Source organism: Pseudomonas sp. 1 R 17 (genome assembly GCF_900067035.1).
In the GTDB taxonomy this organism is placed as follows: Bacteria; Pseudomonadota; Gammaproteobacteria; order Pseudomonadales; family Pseudomonadaceae; genus Aquipseudomonas; species Aquipseudomonas marginalis.
This window is the reverse complement of sequence record NZ_FKLB01000060.1, coordinates 271,804-291,604: the sequence shown is the minus strand read 5'-3', so window position 1 is coordinate 291,604 and position 19,801 is coordinate 271,804. Positions and strand designations below refer to the sequence as shown.

General features: G+C 63.1%; 19 protein-coding genes. 4 read left to right on the top strand and 15 right to left on the bottom strand.

Going from position 1 to position 19,801, the window contains the following annotated elements:
* From BFP99_RS24715 to BFP99_RS24700, 4 genes are all read left to right on the top strand, one after another.
* A partial coding sequence (locus tag BFP99_RS24715) for a lipocalin family protein (protein ID WP_305118801.1) occupies window positions 1-658 on the top strand: 658 nt, incomplete at its 5' end.
* Window positions 659-795: 137 nt separating this feature from the next.
* Complete coding sequence (locus BFP99_RS24710) at window positions 796-1,791, top strand: hypothetical protein (protein WP_065948443.1); 996 nt, start codon at window positions 796-798, stop codon at window positions 1,789-1,791.
* A 2-nt stretch (window positions 1,792-1,793) separates the two neighbouring features.
* On the top strand, window positions 1,794-2,171 hold the full coding sequence (locus BFP99_RS24705) for a hypothetical protein (RefSeq protein ID WP_065948442.1): 378 nt from the start codon (window positions 1,794-1,796) through the stop codon (window positions 2,169-2,171).
* 117 nt (window positions 2,172-2,288) lie between these two features.
* Window positions 2,289-3,800, top strand: a complete 1,512-nt coding sequence (locus tag BFP99_RS24700; protein WP_065948441.1) for a hypothetical protein — start codon at window positions 2,289-2,291, stop codon at window positions 3,798-3,800.
* A gap of 60 nt (window positions 3,801-3,860) precedes the next feature.
* On the opposite strand, the gene BFP99_RS24695 is transcribed toward BFP99_RS24700, so the two are convergent.
* From BFP99_RS24695 to BFP99_RS24625, 15 genes are all read right to left on the bottom strand, one after another.
* The gene (locus BFP99_RS24695) at window positions 3,861-4,958 is read right to left on the bottom strand and encodes an SMP-30/gluconolactonase/LRE family protein (protein WP_065948440.1); all 1,098 of its coding nucleotides are present in this window, start codon (window positions 4,956-4,958) and stop codon (window positions 3,861-3,863) included.
* Complete coding sequence (locus tag BFP99_RS24690; protein ID WP_065948439.1) at window positions 4,955-5,632, bottom strand: sterol desaturase family protein; 678 nt, start codon at window positions 5,630-5,632, stop codon at window positions 4,955-4,957. The genes BFP99_RS24695 and BFP99_RS24690 overlap by 4 nt, the downstream gene beginning before the upstream one ends.
* 89 nt (window positions 5,633-5,721) lie before the next feature.
* Window positions 5,722-6,585 carry a LysR family transcriptional regulator gene (locus BFP99_RS24685; RefSeq protein ID WP_027606159.1) on the bottom strand — a complete coding sequence of 288 codons (864 nt, stop codon included), beginning with the start codon at window positions 6,583-6,585 and terminating at the stop codon, window positions 5,722-5,724.
* Between the two features lie 127 nt (window positions 6,586-6,712).
* Window positions 6,713-7,192, bottom strand: a complete 480-nt coding sequence (locus tag BFP99_RS24680) for a DUF2846 domain-containing protein (RefSeq protein ID WP_051429361.1) — start codon at window positions 7,190-7,192, stop codon at window positions 6,713-6,715.
* 118 nt (window positions 7,193-7,310) lie between these two features.
* Window positions 7,311-8,705, bottom strand: a complete 1,395-nt coding sequence (locus tag BFP99_RS24675; protein WP_065948438.1) for an amidase — start codon at window positions 8,703-8,705, stop codon at window positions 7,311-7,313.
* Window positions 8,698-9,969: a Zn-dependent hydrolase gene (locus BFP99_RS24670; RefSeq protein WP_065948437.1), complete on the bottom strand. Its 1,272-nt coding sequence runs from the start codon at window positions 9,967-9,969 to the stop codon at window positions 8,698-8,700. The genes BFP99_RS24675 and BFP99_RS24670 overlap by 8 nt, the downstream gene beginning before the upstream one ends.
* 13 nt (window positions 9,970-9,982) lie before the next feature.
* Complete coding sequence (locus BFP99_RS24665; RefSeq protein WP_065923779.1) at window positions 9,983-10,678, bottom strand: ABC transporter ATP-binding protein; 696 nt, start codon at window positions 10,676-10,678, stop codon at window positions 9,983-9,985.
* Window positions 10,678-11,427 (bottom strand): ABC transporter ATP-binding protein, encoded by a 750-nt coding sequence (locus tag BFP99_RS24660; RefSeq protein WP_065923780.1) that lies wholly within the window; start codon window positions 11,425-11,427, stop codon window positions 10,678-10,680. The genes BFP99_RS24665 and BFP99_RS24660 overlap by 1 nt, the downstream gene beginning before the upstream one ends.
* Window positions 11,424-12,434, bottom strand: coding sequence for a branched-chain amino acid ABC transporter permease (locus tag BFP99_RS24655; protein WP_065923781.1), 1,011 nt, complete (start codon window positions 12,432-12,434; stop codon window positions 11,424-11,426). The genes BFP99_RS24660 and BFP99_RS24655 overlap by 4 nt, the downstream gene beginning before the upstream one ends.
* 1 nt (window position 12,435) lies before the next feature.
* A complete protein-coding gene (locus tag BFP99_RS24650; RefSeq protein WP_065923782.1) occupies window positions 12,436-13,296 on the bottom strand; it encodes a branched-chain amino acid ABC transporter permease in 861 nt (286 codons plus the stop codon).
* A gap of 67 nt (window positions 13,297-13,363) precedes the next feature.
* Window positions 13,364-14,566 carry an ABC transporter substrate-binding protein gene (locus BFP99_RS24645; protein WP_065923783.1) on the bottom strand — a complete coding sequence of 401 codons (1,203 nt, stop codon included), beginning with the start codon at window positions 14,564-14,566 and terminating at the stop codon, window positions 13,364-13,366.
* 123 nt (window positions 14,567-14,689) lie between these two features.
* Entirely contained in the window at window positions 14,690-15,460 is a 771-nt protein-coding gene (locus BFP99_RS24640; RefSeq protein ID WP_065948436.1) for a FadR/GntR family transcriptional regulator, read from the bottom strand.
* 107 nt (window positions 15,461-15,567) lie between these two features.
* Window positions 15,568-16,317, bottom strand: a complete 750-nt coding sequence (locus BFP99_RS24635; RefSeq protein WP_065948435.1) for an alpha/beta fold hydrolase — start codon at window positions 16,315-16,317, stop codon at window positions 15,568-15,570.
* Between the two features lie 108 nt (window positions 16,318-16,425).
* Window positions 16,426-17,838 (bottom strand): efflux transporter outer membrane subunit, encoded by a 1,413-nt coding sequence (locus BFP99_RS24630; RefSeq protein WP_065948434.1) that lies wholly within the window; start codon window positions 17,836-17,838, stop codon window positions 16,426-16,428.
* A complete protein-coding gene (locus BFP99_RS24625; protein ID WP_065948433.1) occupies window positions 17,831-19,801 on the bottom strand; it encodes a MacB family efflux pump subunit in 1,971 nt (656 codons plus the stop codon). Before BFP99_RS24625 ends, BFP99_RS24630 begins: the two co-directional genes overlap by 8 nt.

The window sequence follows — 19,801 nt, the reverse complement described above, 5'->3', positions numbered from 1 at the left end:
CAACGCCTGGATCGACGACTGGAATTTCGCCAGCCAGCCCGGCGCCGCGAGCGCCTTGGCGGACATGCAACTCAAGGCCAGCGGGGCGCAATTTGCCTACGACCTGCGCCTCACCTCCAGCCGGCCATTGGTGTTGCAAGGCGACCATGGCTACAGCCGCAAGTCCGATCAGGGCCAGGCGTCGTACTACTACAGCCAGCCGTTTTTTACCGCCGAGGGCAGTGTCAGCATCGACGGTAAGACGTATCAGGTCAGCGGCCCGGCGTGGCTCGACCGCGAATGGAGCAGCCAACCGCTGACCGCCAGCCAGACCGGCTGGGACTGGTTCTCCCTGCACCTGGACCGAGGCGAGCAACTGATGCTGTTTCGGGTGCGGCAAACCGACGGCGCGTCCTACCTGACCGGCACCTGGATCGACCGCGAAGGCCACACCCAGACCCTGCACAACGCCGACATCCAACTGGCACCGCTGGACACAACAGTCATCGACGGACGCCACATTCCCACACGCTGGTCGTTGAAGATTCCCAGCAAGCAACTGGATATCACCACCCAGGCTGTCAACCCGAACGCCTGGATGAACCTGAGTATTCCGTACTGGGAAGGACCGGTGCGGTTTGACGGTGGGGTGGGTTACCTGGAGATGACCGGTTATTAGGGTTGTTTCTGTAGGCGCTGTTTCTTCGTGAAGTAGGCAACTTCCCAAATGCAATTCGACCCACCTGCGCTTGTGTTCGGGGCGTAGGTGCTTGCTTATATTTCGACGCCATCTTCTTTGCATCTCGGATGTAGGGCATGGCGCAGAGCTATATCAACGACCGCACAACGGACTACACCCATTTGAAATCCCGCCTCATGGGCGGCGCCCCGAGCCAGCAGCGCTCCGATCATTTTGATGTGCTCAACCGGCACCTGCGCCCCGGTCTGGTCGCGCCGGGTCAATTGGTGATTATTCCCGATCCGTACAGCGTGAGCTGTTCGAGCGAGGAAGCCTGGTTGATGCGCCATGCCGAAACAGTTCGGCGCAATCTGGAAATGGATACCTCGGCGGGCAGGGAGTTGATCGGCAACTATGACTTGCTGCAGAGCTTCATGGCCTACGGATCGATTGGTATCGGCAGTGCGACATCGGCCTGGTCGCGGCATCTGAATGAGGTGGCGCAGACCCTGGAGGACATCGAGGGGTTGCATCAGCGCTTGAAGGACGGTGCGTTGGACCGGGATGGCTTTATCAAACAGCGCCAGGCTTTGTTCCGGCGCTTGGATCTGCAACTGCAAGGCGCGGCACGGTTCGGCACGGGGTTGCAGGGCAATGAGTCGTTGAAGAAGGTGCTGGGGATTTCGACCAAAAGCTATCTGCATAAAGGCGAGATTGCGGGGTATGCACGGCGCATGCGCGAGATTGCGCAGATGTCCAAGTGGTTGGGAAACGGGACTTTCATTGGGATCGCGCTGGATGTGGGCGTGACCGGGCTGGAGATCAAGGAGGCGTGTGTGACGGGACGGGAGGCTCAGTGCAGGAGGGCTAAGTATGTGGAGACGGGGAGGTTGATGGGGGGAGTGGCTGGGGCTGCTGTCGGGGGAAAGTATGGTGCAGCCTTTGCTCTTCGTGCTTGTCACCTATTTTTGGGTATTTCGATGAAGGGACAAGGTGCGCTTGCGTGCGCAGTCATCGGCGGCGCTGCGGGTGGGCAGGCGGTAGGCTCTGGTCTAGGTGATGAAGGTGCGTTATTGGGTGGCAAGATCCTGGAGGTCAACGGTGATTTGATCTTCGAACCAGAGGGGGCTTAATCGTGTCGTTTTTTCTTGCCTTCACCATTGTGCATTTTGTGGGGGCGTTTGTCGTTTTGGGGCTGGCGCTGTTTGCCGAATATACAAAACTCGACGAGGTAGAAGGTTATTTCAGTCATAACGAAAGGGTCCGCGCCAATAAGCGATTTTGGAGACGAAACCGATGGCTCGACAGGCAATACCGCATGCTGTTGATGTTTGATTTCCTGTCTGACTCAGCACGCTATGTGAAAGCAGGCGTTGTGACCGAGGCCGAGCTGGCGTCTGTTCCATTAGGGCTGAAGCGTTGGGTGTTATGGCCCTATTACGTCGGCTTTATTTGGGTTATCGCAACAGTCGTTTGGACTGTTTGGCGTAGATGGGCCGACATTCTCATTTGAAAGAGCCTGAATTTTTCCATAAAAAATACTGTACATTCATCCAGTCTTCTCCTACATTCCATCCCAGGTGACCGGATGTCACCTGACCTTCAGTTTTTAACTATGGATGGATAAAAAATGAAATCGAAAAAAGCCTTTATGCTCGGTGCGGCCATGGCGGCCACCTGCTTTGTCTCGGCCTTTGCCCTCGCTGAACAATACCCTCACCTGGCTGCGCAAGCGGCGCCTCCTGCGGTCAAGCAAGGCTTGAAAAGCGCTGCGAAGGTCAAGGCCAACAAGGCGACGGCTGCCCTCAAACAGCAATTGCTGGCGGGTGCCCAGCAGAAGAAAACCCTGTTTGCCCCCAAGGCGAAGGCTGACTCGGTGGTGGAAGACAACACTGCGCCGGCCAGGGTGGCCAAGGTACAAAAAGCCACGGCCCAGTCGGCGCCCGCCGTGCAGGCTGCGCTGGTCCAGGGCTGTGAGCAGACGCTGGACATCAACTCGCTCTATACGATTGATGGCGTGCAAACCGGCGACCTGCTGTGCTACCACTTCAACCTGCCGCAGAAGGCGCGGATCAATGTTCTGCTGGTCAACCAGACCGCAGGCACCGACATGTCGTTGTCGCTGTTCCAGGACGACGGCCAGGGCAATCCGCTGCCCCTGGGCACCTCCAATAACCCCGGCACGGGCGATGAAAGCCTTGGCGGCGTGGTGCCGGCCGGCGATTACTACTGGTTCATGGAGGCCAACGCGGCGGTCCAGGGCTCGAGCTTTCAGTTCGGCGTCGCGGTCGATACCAACCTTGATGCGTTCGAACCCAATGACACCCCGGACACGGCCTTCCAACTGCCGGACACCCTCAACTACATCAACGGCAATGCCGACAGCCTGGATGATGTCGATTACTTCGATTTCACCGCCGTTCGTGGCCAGAGTGTGGGTATTGCGCTGACGGCCGATGCGACCAGTGGCAGCACGCGCAACAAGTGGATCCTCGAGCGTTTCGATGGCGCCCAGTGGGTCACCGTGGGGGCCAACGTCGTGTCGACCTCGATCCCGAGCCCGGGTGTCGGTGGCGTGGTCAAGGTACGTGTGCGGCCGAACCAGCACCCGAACGAGCCGTGGAGCGCGACCGGCAAGTACAACTTGTCGTTTGGTTCCAACCCGCGGGTCAACAGCCCGGATGTGAAGGGCGAGGCGAACGTGTTGCGCATTCCGTATTCGGCTTCCGACGTGGGCTACGGCTACATGACCACCCAAGCCTATCGCGACCTGACCTGGACCATGGGCCTGTCGGACAGCACCGGTGCACCGCTGGTGGGCCTGCACCCGATCGTCTATCTCGACCAGCGGATCGACCCGGCCAACGGCGATATCGTCTACAAGGCGTATTCGGCGGCGACCGACAGTGCGGGCCAAGCGGCGGGCACGATCAACGTGGGCACCTGCTTCGGTGATTTCCAGACCACCTTTGTCGACTATGCCCAGGGCTACAACAACACCTGGCGTACCGACTTCAACTACGGCGTGTGGCGCATGGAAGTACTGGAATACCCGGGTATCGGCGTCGGTGGTGACAACACCGAGTTCGTCAGCTTCGGCCACCTGTGCAAACAGACCTTGCTGAGCAGCACCAAGAGCTGAACATGAGTGACCCGTAGTACCCAGGGCATACAGGCCAGGCGCCTGTATGCCCTGTTTGCGTTATTGCGCCAACGCCAGCTTCAACGGCAAGCGCGCCATGCTCGTATTCTTCAATGAGCCCAGGTACAGCCAGTCGCCATATTCCCGGGCCGTGGTGATGGGCGAGTAATTGCCGGCGCTGCCATCCTGCAAGTTGGCGATGACCTTGCCGTCGGTGTCCAGCCCCAGCACGAAGGCTTTGCGCTCAATGGGCTTGGGCACCACCATCAGCGCGCGCACCATCACCTTGCGCAGCAATGGGTAGCCGGCAAAACTGTCCAGCAGCGGGTTGCGCGGTGAGTACAGTGCTACCCAGAAACGGTCCTGGCCGTTGAAACTGAGGTTGTCCGGCAGGCCGGGCAGGTTGTCGATAAACAAGTCGTGGTTGCCCGCACGTTCGCCCTTGAGCCAGTAGCGGCTGATGCGATACGCCCCGGTTTCATTGACCAGCAGGTAATTTTCATCGGGGCCGAGGGCCACGCCGTTGGCGAATTGCAGTTGGTCCAGCAACACCTCGGTGGTGCCGTTGCGAAAGTCATAGCGCAGCAGGCGACCATCGCCGCCATGCTCGATCACCGCCTCGCCATCCTGGCCATAACCCCAGCGGCTCGAAGCATCGCTGAAGTAGGCATAGCGCCCGCCGGCATCGATGGTCACGTCATTGGTAAAGCCAAAGGGGACGCCATTGGCGCTGGCGCTCAGGACGGTCAGTTGGCGCTGGGGATCCAGCGCGAGTAAGCCCTTGACCCCGTCGGCAATGATCAAGCGCCCGTCCGGGTGCAGTGCCATGCCCAGCGGCCGCCCACCGGTGTTGGCCAGTACTTCCAGGGTGGGGCTGTCGGGCGACGTGCGGATGATGCGGCCGTCATGCAGCCCGCTGATCAGAAGCCCCTGGGCATCGAGCAGCAAGGCCTCGGGGCCGGCGATGCCCTGGGCGCCGATTTTCTGCACAGCCTTGAGGCGCTGGTTGTCGGCATAGGCACCTTCCTTCATCGATGGCGCCTTGGGCGGAGCCCAGTTCACCGGTTGCACTTTGGTCGGCATCAACAGCAGGAAAGCGATCACCGCCAGCAGCAGCACAAACAGCAGATGACGCATTTTCTTTCGACGGGTACTCATGACGATTCCTGGTTGTCGTTGGGGTTCGGTTCCCAGTACAGGGTGCCGAACAGGTAATCCATCAGCGGGAGGACGATATTGAAATTGCGCCCCTGCATCAGCTCGCGGCGGTGATGCAGGGCGTGCAGTCGGTGCATCTGGCGAATCCACGGCAGGCGCGCCAGCGGGTGGTCGGCGGGCAAGTGCTCGCAGGCGTGGAACACTTCGTAGAGCAGGTAACCGAGGATCATGCTCCCGGCGAACAGCCCGGCGACATTGGCGTTCAGGTGCTGGAGCAACCACCAGGCGGGGAGGGTGATGACCAGGCTGTGCAGCACGATCAGCCACGCCGGGAAGAGAATGACGCGCCAGTCTCGCGGGCTGTCGTAGGTCATGTGGCCGGGGGTAAAGAAGCTGTGGTGATCACCGGTGTGGCGCGCATAGAACAGGCGGGCCAAGGCGTGCTTGTGATGGCCGAGGTGGCGATGCACCAGGTAGATACAGAGGTTGAAGAGCACCAGGGTCAGCGGCACGGTCAGCCACTCGAACGGCGTAACTCGGTGGGTGGAGGCCCCGGCCAGGCCGATGCAGCACACGCCATAGCCGAGCACAAAGCCGGCGTGCAGCCAGGGGTTGTAATGGGGGCTGACCTCGGCGCGGTAGCGGCTGCGAAACGTCTCGGTGGGATGGACCATGGCGGGCTGCTCAGGTTTTTTTGTTGGAGACTGAGCTTAGTTGGTACACGGGAATCTGCGAGTTTTGCGCGCTGCGCCGGGGAAGGGATTCAGATCAACGGGTCCCAGCGCTGTGACCAGTCACTCTCGGCCTTGACCACTTCACGCAGCAGCCCCAGGGCCTGTTGCAACACCGCCGAATCCCGTGCCCGCGAGTACACCAGGAACGTCGGGAAGCTGAACTCCGGGGCCTTGGGCACGCGCTGCATCACGCCGCTGTCCAGGTAGCTCTGTACCACCCGCGTGCGGAAATAGCCGGCGCCGCCGTTCTCGAGGATGTACTGCAATGCCAGCGGCCCGAGGTTGAAACTTACCGCCGCGCGAGCCCTGTCGGGCAGGGCCGCGTCGTGCTGCTGGCGGAAACCAGGGCCCCAGTCGATGTAGACGTACGGGGCCGGTTTGCTCGTCAATTGCACCAGGATCAGTTTTTCTTCCAGCACCTGCTCCACCTGCAACCCCGGCCAGTACTGCGGCTGGAACACCAGCGCCGCATCAAGTACGCCGAGCTCCAGCTGCCGCAGCAGGTATTCACCTTCACGCACTTCGGTGCGCAGGGCATGCCCGGGGATCTGTTCGCGCAGGGCCCGGGCCCAACCGAGCATCAGCGGGTTGCACAGGCTGACTTCACCGCCGATATGCAGCACATTGCGGTAGCCATCGGGCAACGGCAGGTCGCGCCGCGCGGCTTCCCAGGTTTGCAGCAACTGGTTGGCGTACACCACAAACGCCTCGCCGTCGGCGGTCAGGCGTGCACCGGCGCGGTTGCGCACGAACAGCGTACTGCCCAGCTGGCTTTCCAGGTTTTTAACGCGTGCGGTGATGGCGGTCTGGGTGACGTGCAGTTTCTCGGCTGCGGCGGCCAGGCTGCCGCAGCGGGTGATTTCCAGGAAAGTGCGTGCCAGTTCGATGTCCATGAAGCCCCCGGGGATGAATGGGGGACATTGTAGAGGCAGGGGATTGGAGTGCGCTCAGAAAATGTGCGAGGGGGCTTGCCTCCGAAGACGCCTTCTGGGATGCCCAGGGTGTTCAAAAGGAATAGATTTATTTGGATTTGGCCAAGCGGTACTTGGGCATGAACTTCACGGCAGTATCGGCAGGCAGTAGCGCCCACCGGAAATAGTGCATGGAGCCTCGATAGATATTGTTGTTCATGTCGCCCAGGGTCAAACCGTCCTTGGGTTCTGCCCACAAATCCTGATCCACCACGAAGTAGCTCTGGCCAGCCTTGACGGACAAGTCAAACTGGCGCGTGGCTTCGTCCGTGAGGATTGAGGTTTTGTTGGAGCTGACGCGGTGCACGCCGGCTGGCAAGTCCACCTTGAAGTAGCCGCCGGTAGGCAGCCCCCCAAGGCTCTGGCCATCGACGTGGACTTCGGTGATGAATTGCGGGCTCATGAGGCGATACTCGCGCACGAAGTAAACGGTGGCCTTGTCGCTGGCTGTCTGGGCTGGCGTTGTGAAGTAAGGCTGACCCAGCAGTGGGTCGGTATGCGCGCAGCCTTGCAAGCAGGCAAGCGCCAAGAAAAGACCTGTCCATGTGAGTATTCTTGGCATTGCGTAAAACTCCTGAAAACATTGAGGGCGCGAGAATAGCACTGAGTCAGGCGTCAACGCATTCCGCAGGCACAGTGGCTATTTATCAGACCGGGGCATGCAAGTGTCGGGTTGGAAATGCTCGCGCATACACCTGGCATACCCTCAACACCTGCTCATCGGCAAACCGCGCCGCCACCACATGCAACCCCACCGGCAAGCCATTCGCCGCCAAGCCGCACGGCACCGACGCCGCCGGTTGCTGGGTGAGGTTGAAGGGGTAGGTGAACGGTGTCCACTCGGTCCATTCCTGCATCCCGGAACCGGGCGGTACGTTGTGTCCGGCCTCGAACGCGGTGATCGGCATCATCGGCGAGACCAGCACGTCGTAATGCTCGTGGAACGCCGCCATCCGGGCCACCAGCGCGGCGCGGGCTTCGAGGGCTGCGTTGAAGTCATCCAGGCTCAACTGCTCGCCACGCCGGGCAATGCGCAGCAGCCCAGGGTCCAGCAGTTGTTTCTGCGCGTCGCTCATGGACCCGGTCAGGCGTGCCGCGCCCGCCGCCCACAAGGTGCTGAACACTTCCAGCGGGTCGCTGAAACCGGGGTCGATCTGCTCGACATGGGCGCCCAACTGCACCAGGCCCTCGACCGCCTGGGCAACCACCTTGGCCACCTGCGGGTCGACATCCACGTATCCAAACGTGGGGCTGTAGGCCACGCGCAGGCCGTTCAAATCCGTGTGCGGCGTGAGCCATGGCGTGGTCCTTGGCGCGCCGATCAGGCCATCCCGCGCATCCGGCTGTGCCACGGCCTGCAGCATCAGCACGCTGTCTTCCACGGTGCGGGTCATCGGCCCCAGGTGCGACAGGATGGTCATCGAACTGGCCGGCCACTGCGGCACATAGCCGAACGTTGGCTTGATGCCGAAGGTGCCGGTAAACGCGCAGGGGATGCGGATCGAGCCGCCGGCATCGCTGCCTTGGTGCAGCACGCCCAGGTTCAATGCAGCTGCCGCGCCCGCGCCGCCAGACGAGCCGCCCGCCGTGGTGCGGGTGTCCCACGGGTTGCGCGTGATGCCGTACAGCGGGTTATCGGTGACGCCTTTCCAGCCGAATTCCGGGGTGGTGGTCTTGCCCAGCAGCACCGCGCCGGCCTTGCGCATAAAGGCCGGGAAGGGCGCGTCGACGTCCCACGGCCCCTCGGCCGACGAGGTGCGCGAGCCCTTGCGGGTGGGCATGCCGAGCGTCAGTGTGAGGTCCTTGATCGAGGCGGGCACGCCATCCAGGGCACCGCAGGGCTCACCCTTCAACCAGCGGTGCTCCGAGGCCCGCGCGGCGCGCAGCGCGCCCTCGGGGTCCACATGGCAGTAGGCGTTGACCATCGGGTTGTAGCGTTCGATGCGCAGCAATGCATCCTCGGTGACCTCCACCGGCGACAGGGTCTTGTCGCGAAAATGCGCCAGCAGTTGTACGGCCGTCAGTTCACCTATGTCACTCATGGCTATTCCCCTGTGCCGCGTTGACCATGGCGCGTAACAACACGGCGCACCCGGCCGCCAGGTCATCCGGCGCGGCGTTTTCGATTTCGTTATGGCTGATGCCGCCTTCGCACGGCACAAAGATCATCCCGGCCGGGCCCAGTTCGGCGACGAAAATCGCGTCATGCCCGGCGCCGCTGACGATGTCCATATGGCTCAGGCCTAAGGCACTCGCCGCATCACGCACGGCGTTGACGCAGGCCGGGTGGAAGTCCAGCGGCGGGAAGTCGGCGGTGGGCGTCAGTTCGAAGGTCAACCCGTGCCGGGCTGCTGTGGCTTCGATCACGCCACGTACTTCATCGACCATGGCCTGCAGCTTGTCGGCATGCAGGTGGCGCAGGTCGAGGGTCATGTGCACCTGGCCGGGAATCACATTGCGCGACCCCGGGTGCAGGCTCAGGCAGCCGACCGTGCCGCAGGCGTGAGGTTGCTGCTGGTGGGCGATACGGTTGACCGCGCTGACCACCTCGGCGGCGCCCACCAGGGCATCCTTGCGCAGGTGCATCGGCGTCGGCCCGGCGTGGGCTTCGACGCCGGTGAGGGTCAGGTCGAACCACTTCTGGCCCAGGCAGCCCATGACCACGCCAATGGTGGTGGCCTGGTCTTCCAGCACCGGGCCTTGCTCGATATGCGCTTCGAAATACGCGCCGACCGGGTGGCCCAACACCGCGCGGGCACCGGCATAGCCGATGCGCTGCAACTCGGCGCCCACCGACAGGCCTTGCTCGTCCTGTTTGGCGAGGGTGTCCTGCAAGTCGAACTTACCGGCAAATACCCCGGAGCCCATCATGCACGGCGGGAAGCGCGAGCCTTCTTCATTGGTCCATACCACCACTTCGAGCGGCGCCTGGGTCTCGATGTTCAAATCGTTGAGGGTGCGGATCACTTCCAGCCCGGCCATCACCCCGTAGCAACCATCGAACTTGCCGCCGGTGGGTTGGGTGTCGATATGGCTGCCGGTCATCACCGGCGGCAGTGCCGGATTACGCCCAGGGCGGCGGGCGAAGATATTGCCGATGGCGTCGACACTGACGCTGCACCCGGCGGCCTCGCACCACTGCACAAACAAGTCACGGGCCTGGCGGTCCAGGTCGGTGAGGGCCAGGCGGCACACGCCGCCCTTGACCGTGGCGCCCAGTTGCGCCAGGTCCATCAGCGATTGCCACAGGCGGTCGCGGTTGATCAGCGGGGCGTTGCCCTGGAGCGGTTGCGCAAAACTGTTCATCTGCATTCTCCCGTCAGGCGCTCAGCGCCAGGTAGCGGTTCTTGATCGTCGGGTCGGCGCGGAAGGCGGCGGCACTGCCTTCGTAGACCACGCGGCCCTGTTCGAGGACGTAATGGCGGTCGGCGAGCTTGTCGCAGACCATCAGGTTCTGTTCCACCAGCAGCACTGGCAGGCCGTCGTCCTTGACCTTGCGCAGGATCTTCACCAGTTCGTCGACGATCACCGGGGCCAGGCCTTCGGTGGGTTCGTCGAGGATCAGCAGCTTCGGATCGTTGAGCAGGGCGCGGGCGATCGCGAGCATCTGTTGCTCGCCGCCGGAGAGCGCATGGCCGGCGTTCCTGCGCCGCTCCTTGAGGCGCGGGAACATGCCGTACACGTCTTCAAGCTGCCAGCGGCTGCTCTTGCGGACGGCAATGCGCAGGTTTTCCTCGACGGTCAGCAGGCGGAAGATCCCGCGATTCTCCGGCACCAGCGCCAGGCCCTGGCGCGCGATTTCAAAGATTTTCTGCCCCACCAGCGCCTGGCCGTTGAAGTGGATCTGGCCCTGTCGTGGGCAGATGATGCCGAGGATGCTGCGCAGGGTGGTGGTCTTGCCGGCACCGTTGCGCCCGAGCAGGGTCACCAGTTCGCCGGGGTTGACCCTCAGCGACACGCCTTCGAGCACGTGGCTCTTGTCATAGTAGGAATGGATATTCTCGACGATCAACATCAGGCAGCCTCCCCAAGGTAAGCACTGCGCACGCGTTCATCGGCACGCACGAACTCCGGCGTGCCTTCCACCAGGATCTGCCCGTGGCTCATCACGGTGATACGTTGGCTGATGGACATGACGATGCTCATGTTGTGTTCGATCAACAGCACCGTGTGGTCGCGGCCGAGGTCGCTGATCAACTGGGTCATGATCGGGATGTCATCGATGCCCATGCCCGAGGTGGGCTCGTCGAGCATCAACAGTTTGGGCTTGGAGCAGATCGACATGCCCACCTCCAGCACCCGTTGCTGGCCGTGGGACAACTCGCCGGCCAGGGTCTCGGCGCGGGCGCTGAGTTGCAGGCGTTCGAGCACCTGGTCGGCCATCTCCAGGTGTTCGCGCTTGCTGTCCACGCGGCGCCAGAAATTCAACGCACGTGCACCGTCGCGGCCCTGGGCGGCGAGGCGCAGGTTTTCGCGCACGCTGAGGTTCTGGAACAGGCTGGTGAGCTGGAACGAGCGCGCCATGCCCAGGCCGACGCGCGTGTGGGCGGGCTTGCGCATCAGGTTCTTGCCGTTGAAATGAATCGCCCCGGCCGTGGCCTGGCGTTCACCGGTCAGGCAGTGGAACAGGCTGGTCTTGCCCGCACCGTTGGGGCCGATGATGGTGTGGATGGTGCCGGCTTCGACCTTGAGGTTCACGCCGTTCACCGCACGGAACGCGCCATAGGCCAGTTCCAGGTCCTGGGTTTCCAACAAGATGCTCATAGCCCTTCCTCCTTGGCGACGACGACGGCCTTGCGACGGCCGCGCACGCGCTCGAACAACGCGGCCAGGCCGCCCCACAAACCGCCGCGCATGAAGATCACCACCAGGATCAGGATCACCCCCAGCAGCATCAGCCAACGGGGCCACAGGTCGGAGAGAAAATCCCCCAGCAGCACGATGGACCCGGCGCCCAGCAACGAACCGAACAGCGAGCCGGTGCCGCCGATAATGGTCATGATCAGGATGTTTTCGGACATCGCCAGGTCGATATTCGACAGCGGCACAAAGTGCAGCAGCATGGCGTACAGCGCCCCGGCAATTCCGGTGACTGCGCCGGACAGCACGAACACCAGGATCTTGAAGTGCCGCGTGTCGTAGCCGATGGCCGAGGCGCGGGTTTCGTTTTCGCGGATCGCCATCAGCGTGCTGCCGAACGGCGAGGCGATCACCCGGCGTGCGCCGATAAAGATCAACAGGAACAGCACCGCGACAAAACCATAGAACGCGCGGGCGTCGGCCAGGGACAAAAGTACGGCGTCGCCGATGCGGATTTCCGGGCGTGGCACGCTGAGCAGGCCGTTATCGCCGCCGGTCCAGTCGCTCAAGGTGTAGGCGACAAAGTACGCCATCTGGCTGAAGGCCAATGTGAGCATCACGAAGTAGATGCCGGTGCGCCGGATCGCCAGGGCACCCACCAGCAAGGCCAGGAAACCACCGGCGATGGCGGCGCCCAGCAGCGCGGTGAACAGGCCCAGTTGCAGGTGGATCATCAGCAGCGCCGCGCAGTAGGCACCGGCACCAAAGAAGATGCCTTGGCCGAATGACAGCAGCCCGGTGTAGCCCAGCAACAGGTTGCAGGCCAGGGCCGCCATGGCAAAGATCAGGATCTCGCTGGCCAGGGTCGCCGAGGGCAATAGCACGGGCAGGCCGATCAGCACCGCCACGACCCACAGCAACATGGCGCGTGATTGGGTTTTGGCAAACGGCAGGGGATTTTTCTCGCTCATGTCAGGCTCTCCCAAACAGGCCGTAAGGCCGCACCAGAATCACCACGGCCATGGCGCCGTAGATCATCAGGCTCGCGCCTTGGGGCCAGAGTGTGGTCATCAGGCTTTGCACCACGCCGACCAGCAAACCGCCGACCAACGCACCGCTGAACGAGCCCATGCCGCCGATCACCACCACCACGAAGGCGATGCCGAGAATCTCCGGGCCAACGAACGGCTGCGCACCGCGCAACGGCGCGAACAGCACCCCGGCCATGCCGGCCAGGCCCACGCCGAGGGCGAAGGTCATGGAGAACAGGCGGAAGATATTCGTGCCGAGCAGCGACACGGTCTCGGTGCTTTCACTGCCGGCGCGCACCAGGGCGCCGAAGCGCGTGCGCTCCAGCAGCAGCCACAGGCCCAGGCCCACCAGCCCGGAAAACACGATGAGGAACAGGCGGTAGTAGGGGTAGACGAAATCACCCACCACCAGCACGCCGCGCAGCAGTTCCGGCACGGCGACGCTTTTGCCCACCGGGCCCCAGATCATTACGCTGGCTTCCTGGATGATCAGTGCGATGCCCAGGGTGACCAGGATCTGGAACATGTGCGGCAAGTGATAGATCCGCTGGATCAACAGCCGCTCGATCACCCAGGCCAACGCGGCCACCACCAGCGGCGCAATCAACAGCGCCAGCCAGAAGTTGCCGGTGAGGCTCACGGCGGTGTAGCAGATGTAGGCGCCCAGCAGGAAGAACGCGCCGTGGGCGAAGTTGACGAAGTTGAGCAGGCCGAAAATGATCGTCAGCCCGACCGCGATCAGGAAGTAGATCATTCCCAATCCAAGGCCGTTGAGTATCTGGAACAGGTAAAGATTAAGCATGCAGAAACCCTCGAACAGGTGGCCGCCCGGGCGGCCCTGCCGTGTACAACGGTGGTGTTTTAGCGGATCAGGCGAGCGTGCAGCCCGTGGCTTCCACCGGCGGGAAGGACTGGCCGGCGCTGAGCACCTTGGCCAGGTCATCCTTGTCGGCCATCTCGCCGGCGGCCTTGCCGACCAGCAGGTAGTAGTCCTTGATCACCTGGTGGTCGCCGGCGCGGATCGACTCCTTGCCGGTGGGGCCTTCGAAACTCAGGCCCTGCATGGCCTTGGCCACGGTCGGCCCGTCGAAGCTGGCGGTGGCGATGATGGTGTCGAGCATGACTTTGGTGCTGATGTAGTCGGCGGCCAACGGGTAGGTGGGGTTGATGCCGTACTTGGCCTGGGTCAGCTTGACCAGTTCGCGGTTGAGCGGGGTGTCGACCTGATGCCAGTACTGCGCGCCGAGGTACACGCCGTCGAGGATATCGCTGCCCAGTTCCTGGAACTGGTCGAGGCCGGCGGACCACACCAGCAGCACTTTCATGCGCTCCTTGATGCCGAAGTTCACCGCCTGGCGCAGGGTGTTGGACGATTGGCTGCCGAAATTCAGCAACACCAGCACGTCGGGTTTGGTGGAGATGGCGTTGGTCAGGTAGCCGGAGAATTCCTGCTCCTGCAGCGAGTGGTAGCTGTTGCCGACATGCTCCAGGCCATGTTCCTTGAGTACGTTTCTGGCGCCTTCGAGCAGCGCTTCGCCGAACACATATTGCGGCGTGATGGTGTACCAGCGCTTGGCATCCGGCAGCAGCTTGATCAGCGGCACCATGGTTTCGCGGATCGCGCCGTAGGTAGGTACCGACCAGCGGAACGTGGCGTGGTTGCAGTCTTTGCCGGTGACTTCATCGGCACCGACCGGGGTCATGAATACACCGCCGACCTTGTCGACTTCCTTGGCCACCGCGAGTGCCGACGACGACAGCGTGCAGCCCTGGAAGAAGCGCGCGCCGTCCTGCTGGATCGCCTCCTGCACCTTGCGCACGGCCTTGCCGGCGTTGCCCTCGGTGTCGATGACCTTGTAGTTCAAGGGGCGGCCCAGTAGCTCGGTGTGTTGTGCCACCGCCAGGCGCGAACCCATGTCGGCAAACTTGCCATAGCTGGCAAAGGCGCCGGACATGGACTTGAGGCCGTAAAAGGTAAAGGGCTCGGCGGCGAATGCCGAACGCACGCTCAGTGGAAGACTGAGGGCGGCGGCGGCGGTAAGACTGGCTTTCAATAACGTACGACGCTGCATGGGGTGACTCCCTGGTTTAGTTATTGGCAGGAGTAGCAAGGGCGATACGGTGGAGCAGGGCCTGTGGGCAGGCCTGTTATTGGGATAACGCAGTGAATGCAGTCAACTGTGGGAGGGGTGTTTTCAGTGGTTGTGGTCGAACTCCAGTAGAAAGTGCGGGCTGACCTGGCCTTCCAGCGCGGTCATATGGTGTTCGGCGTCGCACATATGTTCATGCATCAGGCTGCGTACCGCGCTTTCATCCCCGGCGCGAAAGGCGTTCAGCAGCTGTTTGTGATAGTCGAGGTTGGCCGCGTCGAACTGCTTGCGCTTGGGTTTGTAGGCTTTTTTCAGTACCACCAGGTCGCGCAGCAGGTCGTTGAGAAATTGCGCCATAAAGCTCAGCAACGGGTTGGGGCAGGCCTTGGCCAGCAAATTGTGGAACTCCAGTTCCGCCAGGCGTTGCTCACGCTGGCCGGCTTCGCTGTCTTCGGGGGCGCTGCAGAAATCCACGTTGTCCTGCAATGCCCGGTAGTCGTCCTCACTCAGGCGCCCGAGCACCGACACCGCCAGTTCCACTTCGATGACCTTGCGCAACTGGTACACCTGCTCGCCGTCCAGGTGCTGGAAGTGCAGGTAGTTACGCAGCGCGCGGCTGGCGGGTTCAGTGCCGGCCTGGTTCAGGTACGCACCGCCGCTGGGGCCGGTGCGCGTACTCACCAGCCCCTCGACCTCCAGGGCCTTGAGCGCTTCACGGGCCGAGCCCTTGGAGCACTGGAAGCTCTCCATCAGCTCACGCTCGGTGGGCAGGCGGTCGCCGGGCTTCAAGGCGTCGGTGACGATGGAGCGCTTGACCGACTCGACAATCACGTCGGACAGCTTCTGGCGTTTGCGGCGTAGCGGGCGACTCAGCATGGGTTCGATTTATCGTATTAATGCGGATAAATAGCACTTAATAACGATTGCGACGGAGCGTCAACGCAGGGTGTCGTTTTCGGCGGCAACAGGTCGTAAACGACGCGCTACTGCCTGCCTGCCACGTCAAGGCAGCGAGTCGACGGTGGCGGCTGTTTGCCATAGGCGAGGAAGTCACCCACCCATCGGTTGATACAGCCGCCGGCGTCCGGTTTGGCGGGCTCCTTGAGGCGCAGTTGTTCGACCCCAAGCCTACCCGCCATGGTGTGTTCGGCGTTGACCAGCACCATGCGTGCGACGCGCTCGGGAAACACTGCGGCATAGCGGCTGCCCAGGCGCGTGGCGATGGTGTCCCCCAGGTAATGCAGTTGGGCGTCGCCCAACTGGGCGCGGACGTACTCCATGTCCCGTACGGCCTGTTCGACGCCATGCTCCTGAGTGAGGTCGCGGGGGCTGAGTTCGATCATGTCGTAGCGGTTGAGCAGCGTGCGATAGGCTTGTGTGGAATACGTGTCCCAGCGGCTGGCGAGGTGAATGGCGAAGGTGCTTCCGTAGTTTTTTTGCGCGGTGTCGCCGGCCTGGGTGAAGACCACGCCCTTGCGGTTCAGGGGATCGCGGGCGCCGACACGGGTCAGGTAGAGGCGCTGGTGGCCTTGCCAGGGGGCGGCATGGTTGCGCGGTACGGTGACGATGCCGCACTGGGTGCGCGACAGCACCTCGGGGTCAAGCCGTTCGGTGGTGGGGAGGGGGCAATCGAGCAGCCAATCAATGGCGGTGGGTTTGATCAGTGGCTCTGCCTGGCCAAGGGTTGCCATCAACCAGAGACAGCCGCACGCGAGGTATTTTGCAACATTCATCCAGTGTTCCCTGGCAGCCGTGTGATAGCGGCATTTTTTACCAAGGAACCTGAGTCGAAGAATGTAGGGGCGGTAGACGACTTATGTACGAAACTGGAGTTTCGTTTATCAGATGCTGGTTTTCCAACCGCCGCCCAATGCCTTGTACAGCGCAATGCTGGCCTGCAGGCGTGACAGTCGCAATTGCACGTTCAAGTCCTGGGCGGCATACAGGGTGCGCTGGGTTTCCAGTACCGTCAGCAAGTCCTCGGCACCCGCCTGGTAGCGGCTTTCGGCGATCTGGAAGGCGGTTTGGGCCTGTTGCAGTTCTTCCGTTTGCCAGTGGCGCTGCTGGTCCAGGCGCGTGATGCTGCTGAGGGCTTTTTCCACATCGGCAAAGCCGTTGATGATCGCGCCGCGGTAGGTTTGCAACAGCTCATCCTGGCGCGCGCGCGCCTTGTCGCGCTCGGCGCTTAAACGGCCGTTGTTGAAGATCGGCCCGACCAGGCCGGCCGTCAGCGTGTAGTAGGGGCTGCGCAGGACGTCCACGGCCTTGTAGGCATCGGAGCCGAGCGTGGCGCCGAGGGTCAGGGCCGGCAGCATGGCGGCGCGGGCCACGGTGACGTCCGCCTGGGCTGCCGCCAGTTCGGCCTCGGCCTTGGCAATGTCCGGCCGGCGGCTGAGCAGCTGGCTGGGCATGCCGGCGCCGATGGTTGGCCAGGTCAGCTCCAGGAAGGGTTCGGCGCCCAGGTCCAGGGCCTGGACCGGTTGGCCGAGGAGGGCGGCAAGGGTGATCTGGGATTCTTCGGCCAGTTGTTGAATCAACGGCAGCTGGCGTTGCTGGCTGGCCACCAGGCTTTTCTGCTGGGCCAGTTCCAGGGCCGTAGCGGAGCCTGCGTCGTAACGGGTCTGCACCAGGTCGAGGACGTTACGCGCATTGGTCAGGTTCAACTCGGCGATCTGCTGGCGCTGGCGCGCCGCGAGGGTTTGCGCGTAGCGGTCGGCGACGTTGCTGAGCAAGGTCAGTTCCACGGTGGCCTGGTCGAACTCGCTGGCGCGCAGACTGTGCAGGGCACTGTCACGGGCAGCGGCGCGGCCACCCCAGAAATCCACTTCGTAGCTGGCGGTGAAGTTGGCGCCGAAATTATCGACGGCGTCATCGCTTTGTGAGGCGTCAAGGTCCGGCCCGCCCGTGCCGTGCAACAACTTCTGGTGGCTGGCGGCAAGGTTGAACTTCACCTCGGGCAACAGTGGCGCCCCGGCAATCACCGCCGTGGCCTGGGCCTGGCGCACGCGGGCCATGGCGGCGGCCACGTCGAAGCTGTCACGCCGGGCCTGGTCGACCAGGCGGTTCAACTGCGGGCTGCCGAACTGCGTCCACCAGCGCTGGTTAGTGGCCTGGGCGGCGTCGCGTTCAGCGAACTGCCAGGCAGCCGGCGGCGCAATAGCGCTGTCCACGGCGGGCGGGTCACCGGCGCAGGCCGTGAGCAGCAGGCACAGGCCAAGTGCGGGCAGGTACGGGGGAATGGTTCGTTTATTCACTGGTCAACGCCTTAACCGGATCGAGCCGGGCAGCTTTACGGGCCGGCATGAAGCCGAATACGACGCCGGTGACCAGTGCGCAAGCGAATGCGCCAAACACCGCCACCAGGGAGAACTGCACCGCCACCTTGGCCAGCACCAGCACGCCACCCACCAGCAGGGCCAGGGCAATGCCACACAGGCCGCCGACCACCGACAGCATCACCGCCTCGGTCAGGAACTGGCGCAGGATGTCGCGCTGGCGCGCGCCGGTGGCCATGCGAATGCCGATCTCGCGGGTGCGTTCGCGCACGGTCATCAGCATGATGTTCATCACGCCAATGCCGCCTACCAGCAGGGAAATCGCGGCAATCGAGCCGAGCATCAGCGACAGGGTATTCTGGGTGCGCGCCTCGGCCTGGATCATCGCCGCGTTGTTGGTCAGCTCGTAGTCGCGCTTGCCGTTGTGCAGCTTTTGCATCAACTGATCGATGGCCACTTCGGCCTCGTGGACTTTGCGCGCATCGGCGGCGGCAATCACCACGTATTCGGGGTTGTAGCTGCCGAACAGGCGCACGCTGGCGGCGGTGTAGGGGATGGCGATACGGTCATCACTGTCTTTGTTGCCGGAGCTGGCGCCTTTCTCCGCCAGCACGCCGATCACCTGGAACGGTACGTTTTCGATCAGGATGTACTGGCCGATGGGGTCGACCTCTCCCTTGAACAGCTTTTCCCGCACGCGATGGCCGATCACCGCCACGGTGGCGGCCGCATGCTCGTCGGCCGCCGTGAAGTAACTGCCCTCGACCACCGGCCAGTTGAAAATGTCCGGGAAATTGGTGTCATTGCCGCCCACATAGGCCATGTAGTCGACGTTGCCATAGCGCACGCCGGCTTCGGTGCCGTTGACCGGCATGATGCGCTTGATCTGGGGCAGCGCCGCCAGCGCCGCGACGTCATTGAGGGTGACGATACCCAGCGGCGTGCGCGGGTTGGGCGATGAGCCGCTGAGGTAGAGGATGTTGGAACCGAACGCGCCCATCTGCGCCATGACCTGGCGTTTGCTGCCTTCGCCCACGGCCAGCATCACCACCACCGAGGCTACGCCGATGATGATCCCCAGCAGGGTCAGCGCGGTGCGAAAACGGTTGATCCACATCACCCGCCAGGCGGCCTGGACCGCGTCCAGCAGTTCGGCCTTCCAGGCGCCATTGTGTTCGGCGCCGTCAGCCAGGCGCTGGCGCAGGTCCACGGCTTGCAGCGCGCCGCGGGTGGCGGGTGGGGGCGCGGCGTCGTCATCGGCCGAGTCACTGATGATCAGGCCATCGCGAATCTCGATGATGCGGTTGGCCCGCGCCGCGACTTCACGGTCGTGGGTGATCAGGATCACCACATGGCCCTGGCTGGCCAGTTCGTCCAGCAGGGTCATTACCTCGGCGCCGCTGTGGCTGTCGAGGGCGCCGGTGGGTTCATCGGCAAGGATGATGTGGCCGCCGTTCATCAGCGCCCGAGCGATCGAGACACGCTGTTGCTGACCGCCGGACAGCTGGTGCGGACGGTTACCGGTGCGCTCGGCCAGGCCCAGGCGTGTGAGCAGCGCGTGGGCGCGGGCATGGCGTTCGGCGGCGCTGATGCCGGCGTAGATCGCCGGCATCTCGACGTTCTCCTGGGCCGAGCCCGAGGGGATCAAATGGTAGCCCTGGAACACAAAGCCGAACGCCTCGCGGCGCAGCCAGGCCAGTTCGTCGCTGTCCAGGTGGGCGACGTTTTCCCCCGCGAACAGGTACTCGCCCAGGCTTGGGCGGTCGAGGCAACCGAGGATATTCATCAACGTGGACTTGCCGGAACCGGAAGCCCCGACGATGGCGACGAATTCCCCGGCGTGGATCGACAGGTCGATGCCGCGCAACACGTCGACCTGCGGGCTGTCGCCACCGCCGTAGGATTTGCGGATGTTCTTGAGTTCGATCAGGGGCGTGGTCAC

What these genes read in the sequence shown, in the direction of transcription:
- BFP99_RS24710 (WP_065948443.1), top strand. Translation starts at nt 796, where the DNA reads ATGGCGCAGAGCTATATCAACGACCGCACAACGGACTACACCCATTTG.
- BFP99_RS24700 (WP_065948441.1), top strand. Translation starts at nt 2,289, where the DNA reads ATGAAATCGAAAAAAGCCTTTATGCTCGGTGCGGCCATGGCGGCCACC.
- BFP99_RS24695 (WP_065948440.1), bottom strand. Translation starts at nt 4,958, where the DNA reads ATGAGTACCCGTCGAAAGAAAATGCGTCATCTGCTGTTTGTGCTGCTG.
- BFP99_RS24690 (WP_065948439.1), bottom strand. Translation starts at nt 5,632, where the DNA reads ATGGTCCATCCCACCGAGACGTTTCGCAGCCGCTACCGCGCCGAGGTC.
- BFP99_RS24685 (WP_027606159.1), bottom strand. Translation starts at nt 6,585, where the DNA reads ATGGACATCGAACTGGCACGCACTTTCCTGGAAATCACCCGCTGCGGC.
- BFP99_RS24675 (WP_065948438.1), bottom strand. Translation starts at nt 8,705, where the DNA reads ATGAGTGACATAGGTGAACTGACGGCCGTACAACTGCTGGCGCATTTT.
- BFP99_RS24670 (WP_065948437.1), bottom strand. Translation starts at nt 9,969, where the DNA reads ATGAACAGTTTTGCGCAACCGCTCCAGGGCAACGCCCCGCTGATCAAC.
- BFP99_RS24665 (WP_065923779.1), bottom strand. Translation starts at nt 10,678, where the DNA reads ATGTTGATCGTCGAGAATATCCATTCCTACTATGACAAGAGCCACGTG.
- BFP99_RS24660 (WP_065923780.1), bottom strand. Translation starts at nt 11,427, where the DNA reads ATGAGCATCTTGTTGGAAACCCAGGACCTGGAACTGGCCTATGGCGCG.
- BFP99_RS24655 (WP_065923781.1), bottom strand. Translation starts at nt 12,434, where the DNA reads ATGAGCGAGAAAAATCCCCTGCCGTTTGCCAAAACCCAATCACGCGCC.
- BFP99_RS24650 (WP_065923782.1), bottom strand. Translation starts at nt 13,296, where the DNA reads ATGCTTAATCTTTACCTGTTCCAGATACTCAACGGCCTTGGATTGGGA.
- BFP99_RS24645 (WP_065923783.1), bottom strand. Translation starts at nt 14,566, where the DNA reads ATGCAGCGTCGTACGTTATTGAAAGCCAGTCTTACCGCCGCCGCCGCC.
- BFP99_RS24640 (WP_065948436.1), bottom strand. Translation starts at nt 15,460, where the DNA reads ATGCTGAGTCGCCCGCTACGCCGCAAACGCCAGAAGCTGTCCGACGTG.
- BFP99_RS24635 (WP_065948435.1), bottom strand. Translation starts at nt 16,317, where the DNA reads ATGAATGTTGCAAAATACCTCGCGTGCGGCTGTCTCTGGTTGATGGCA.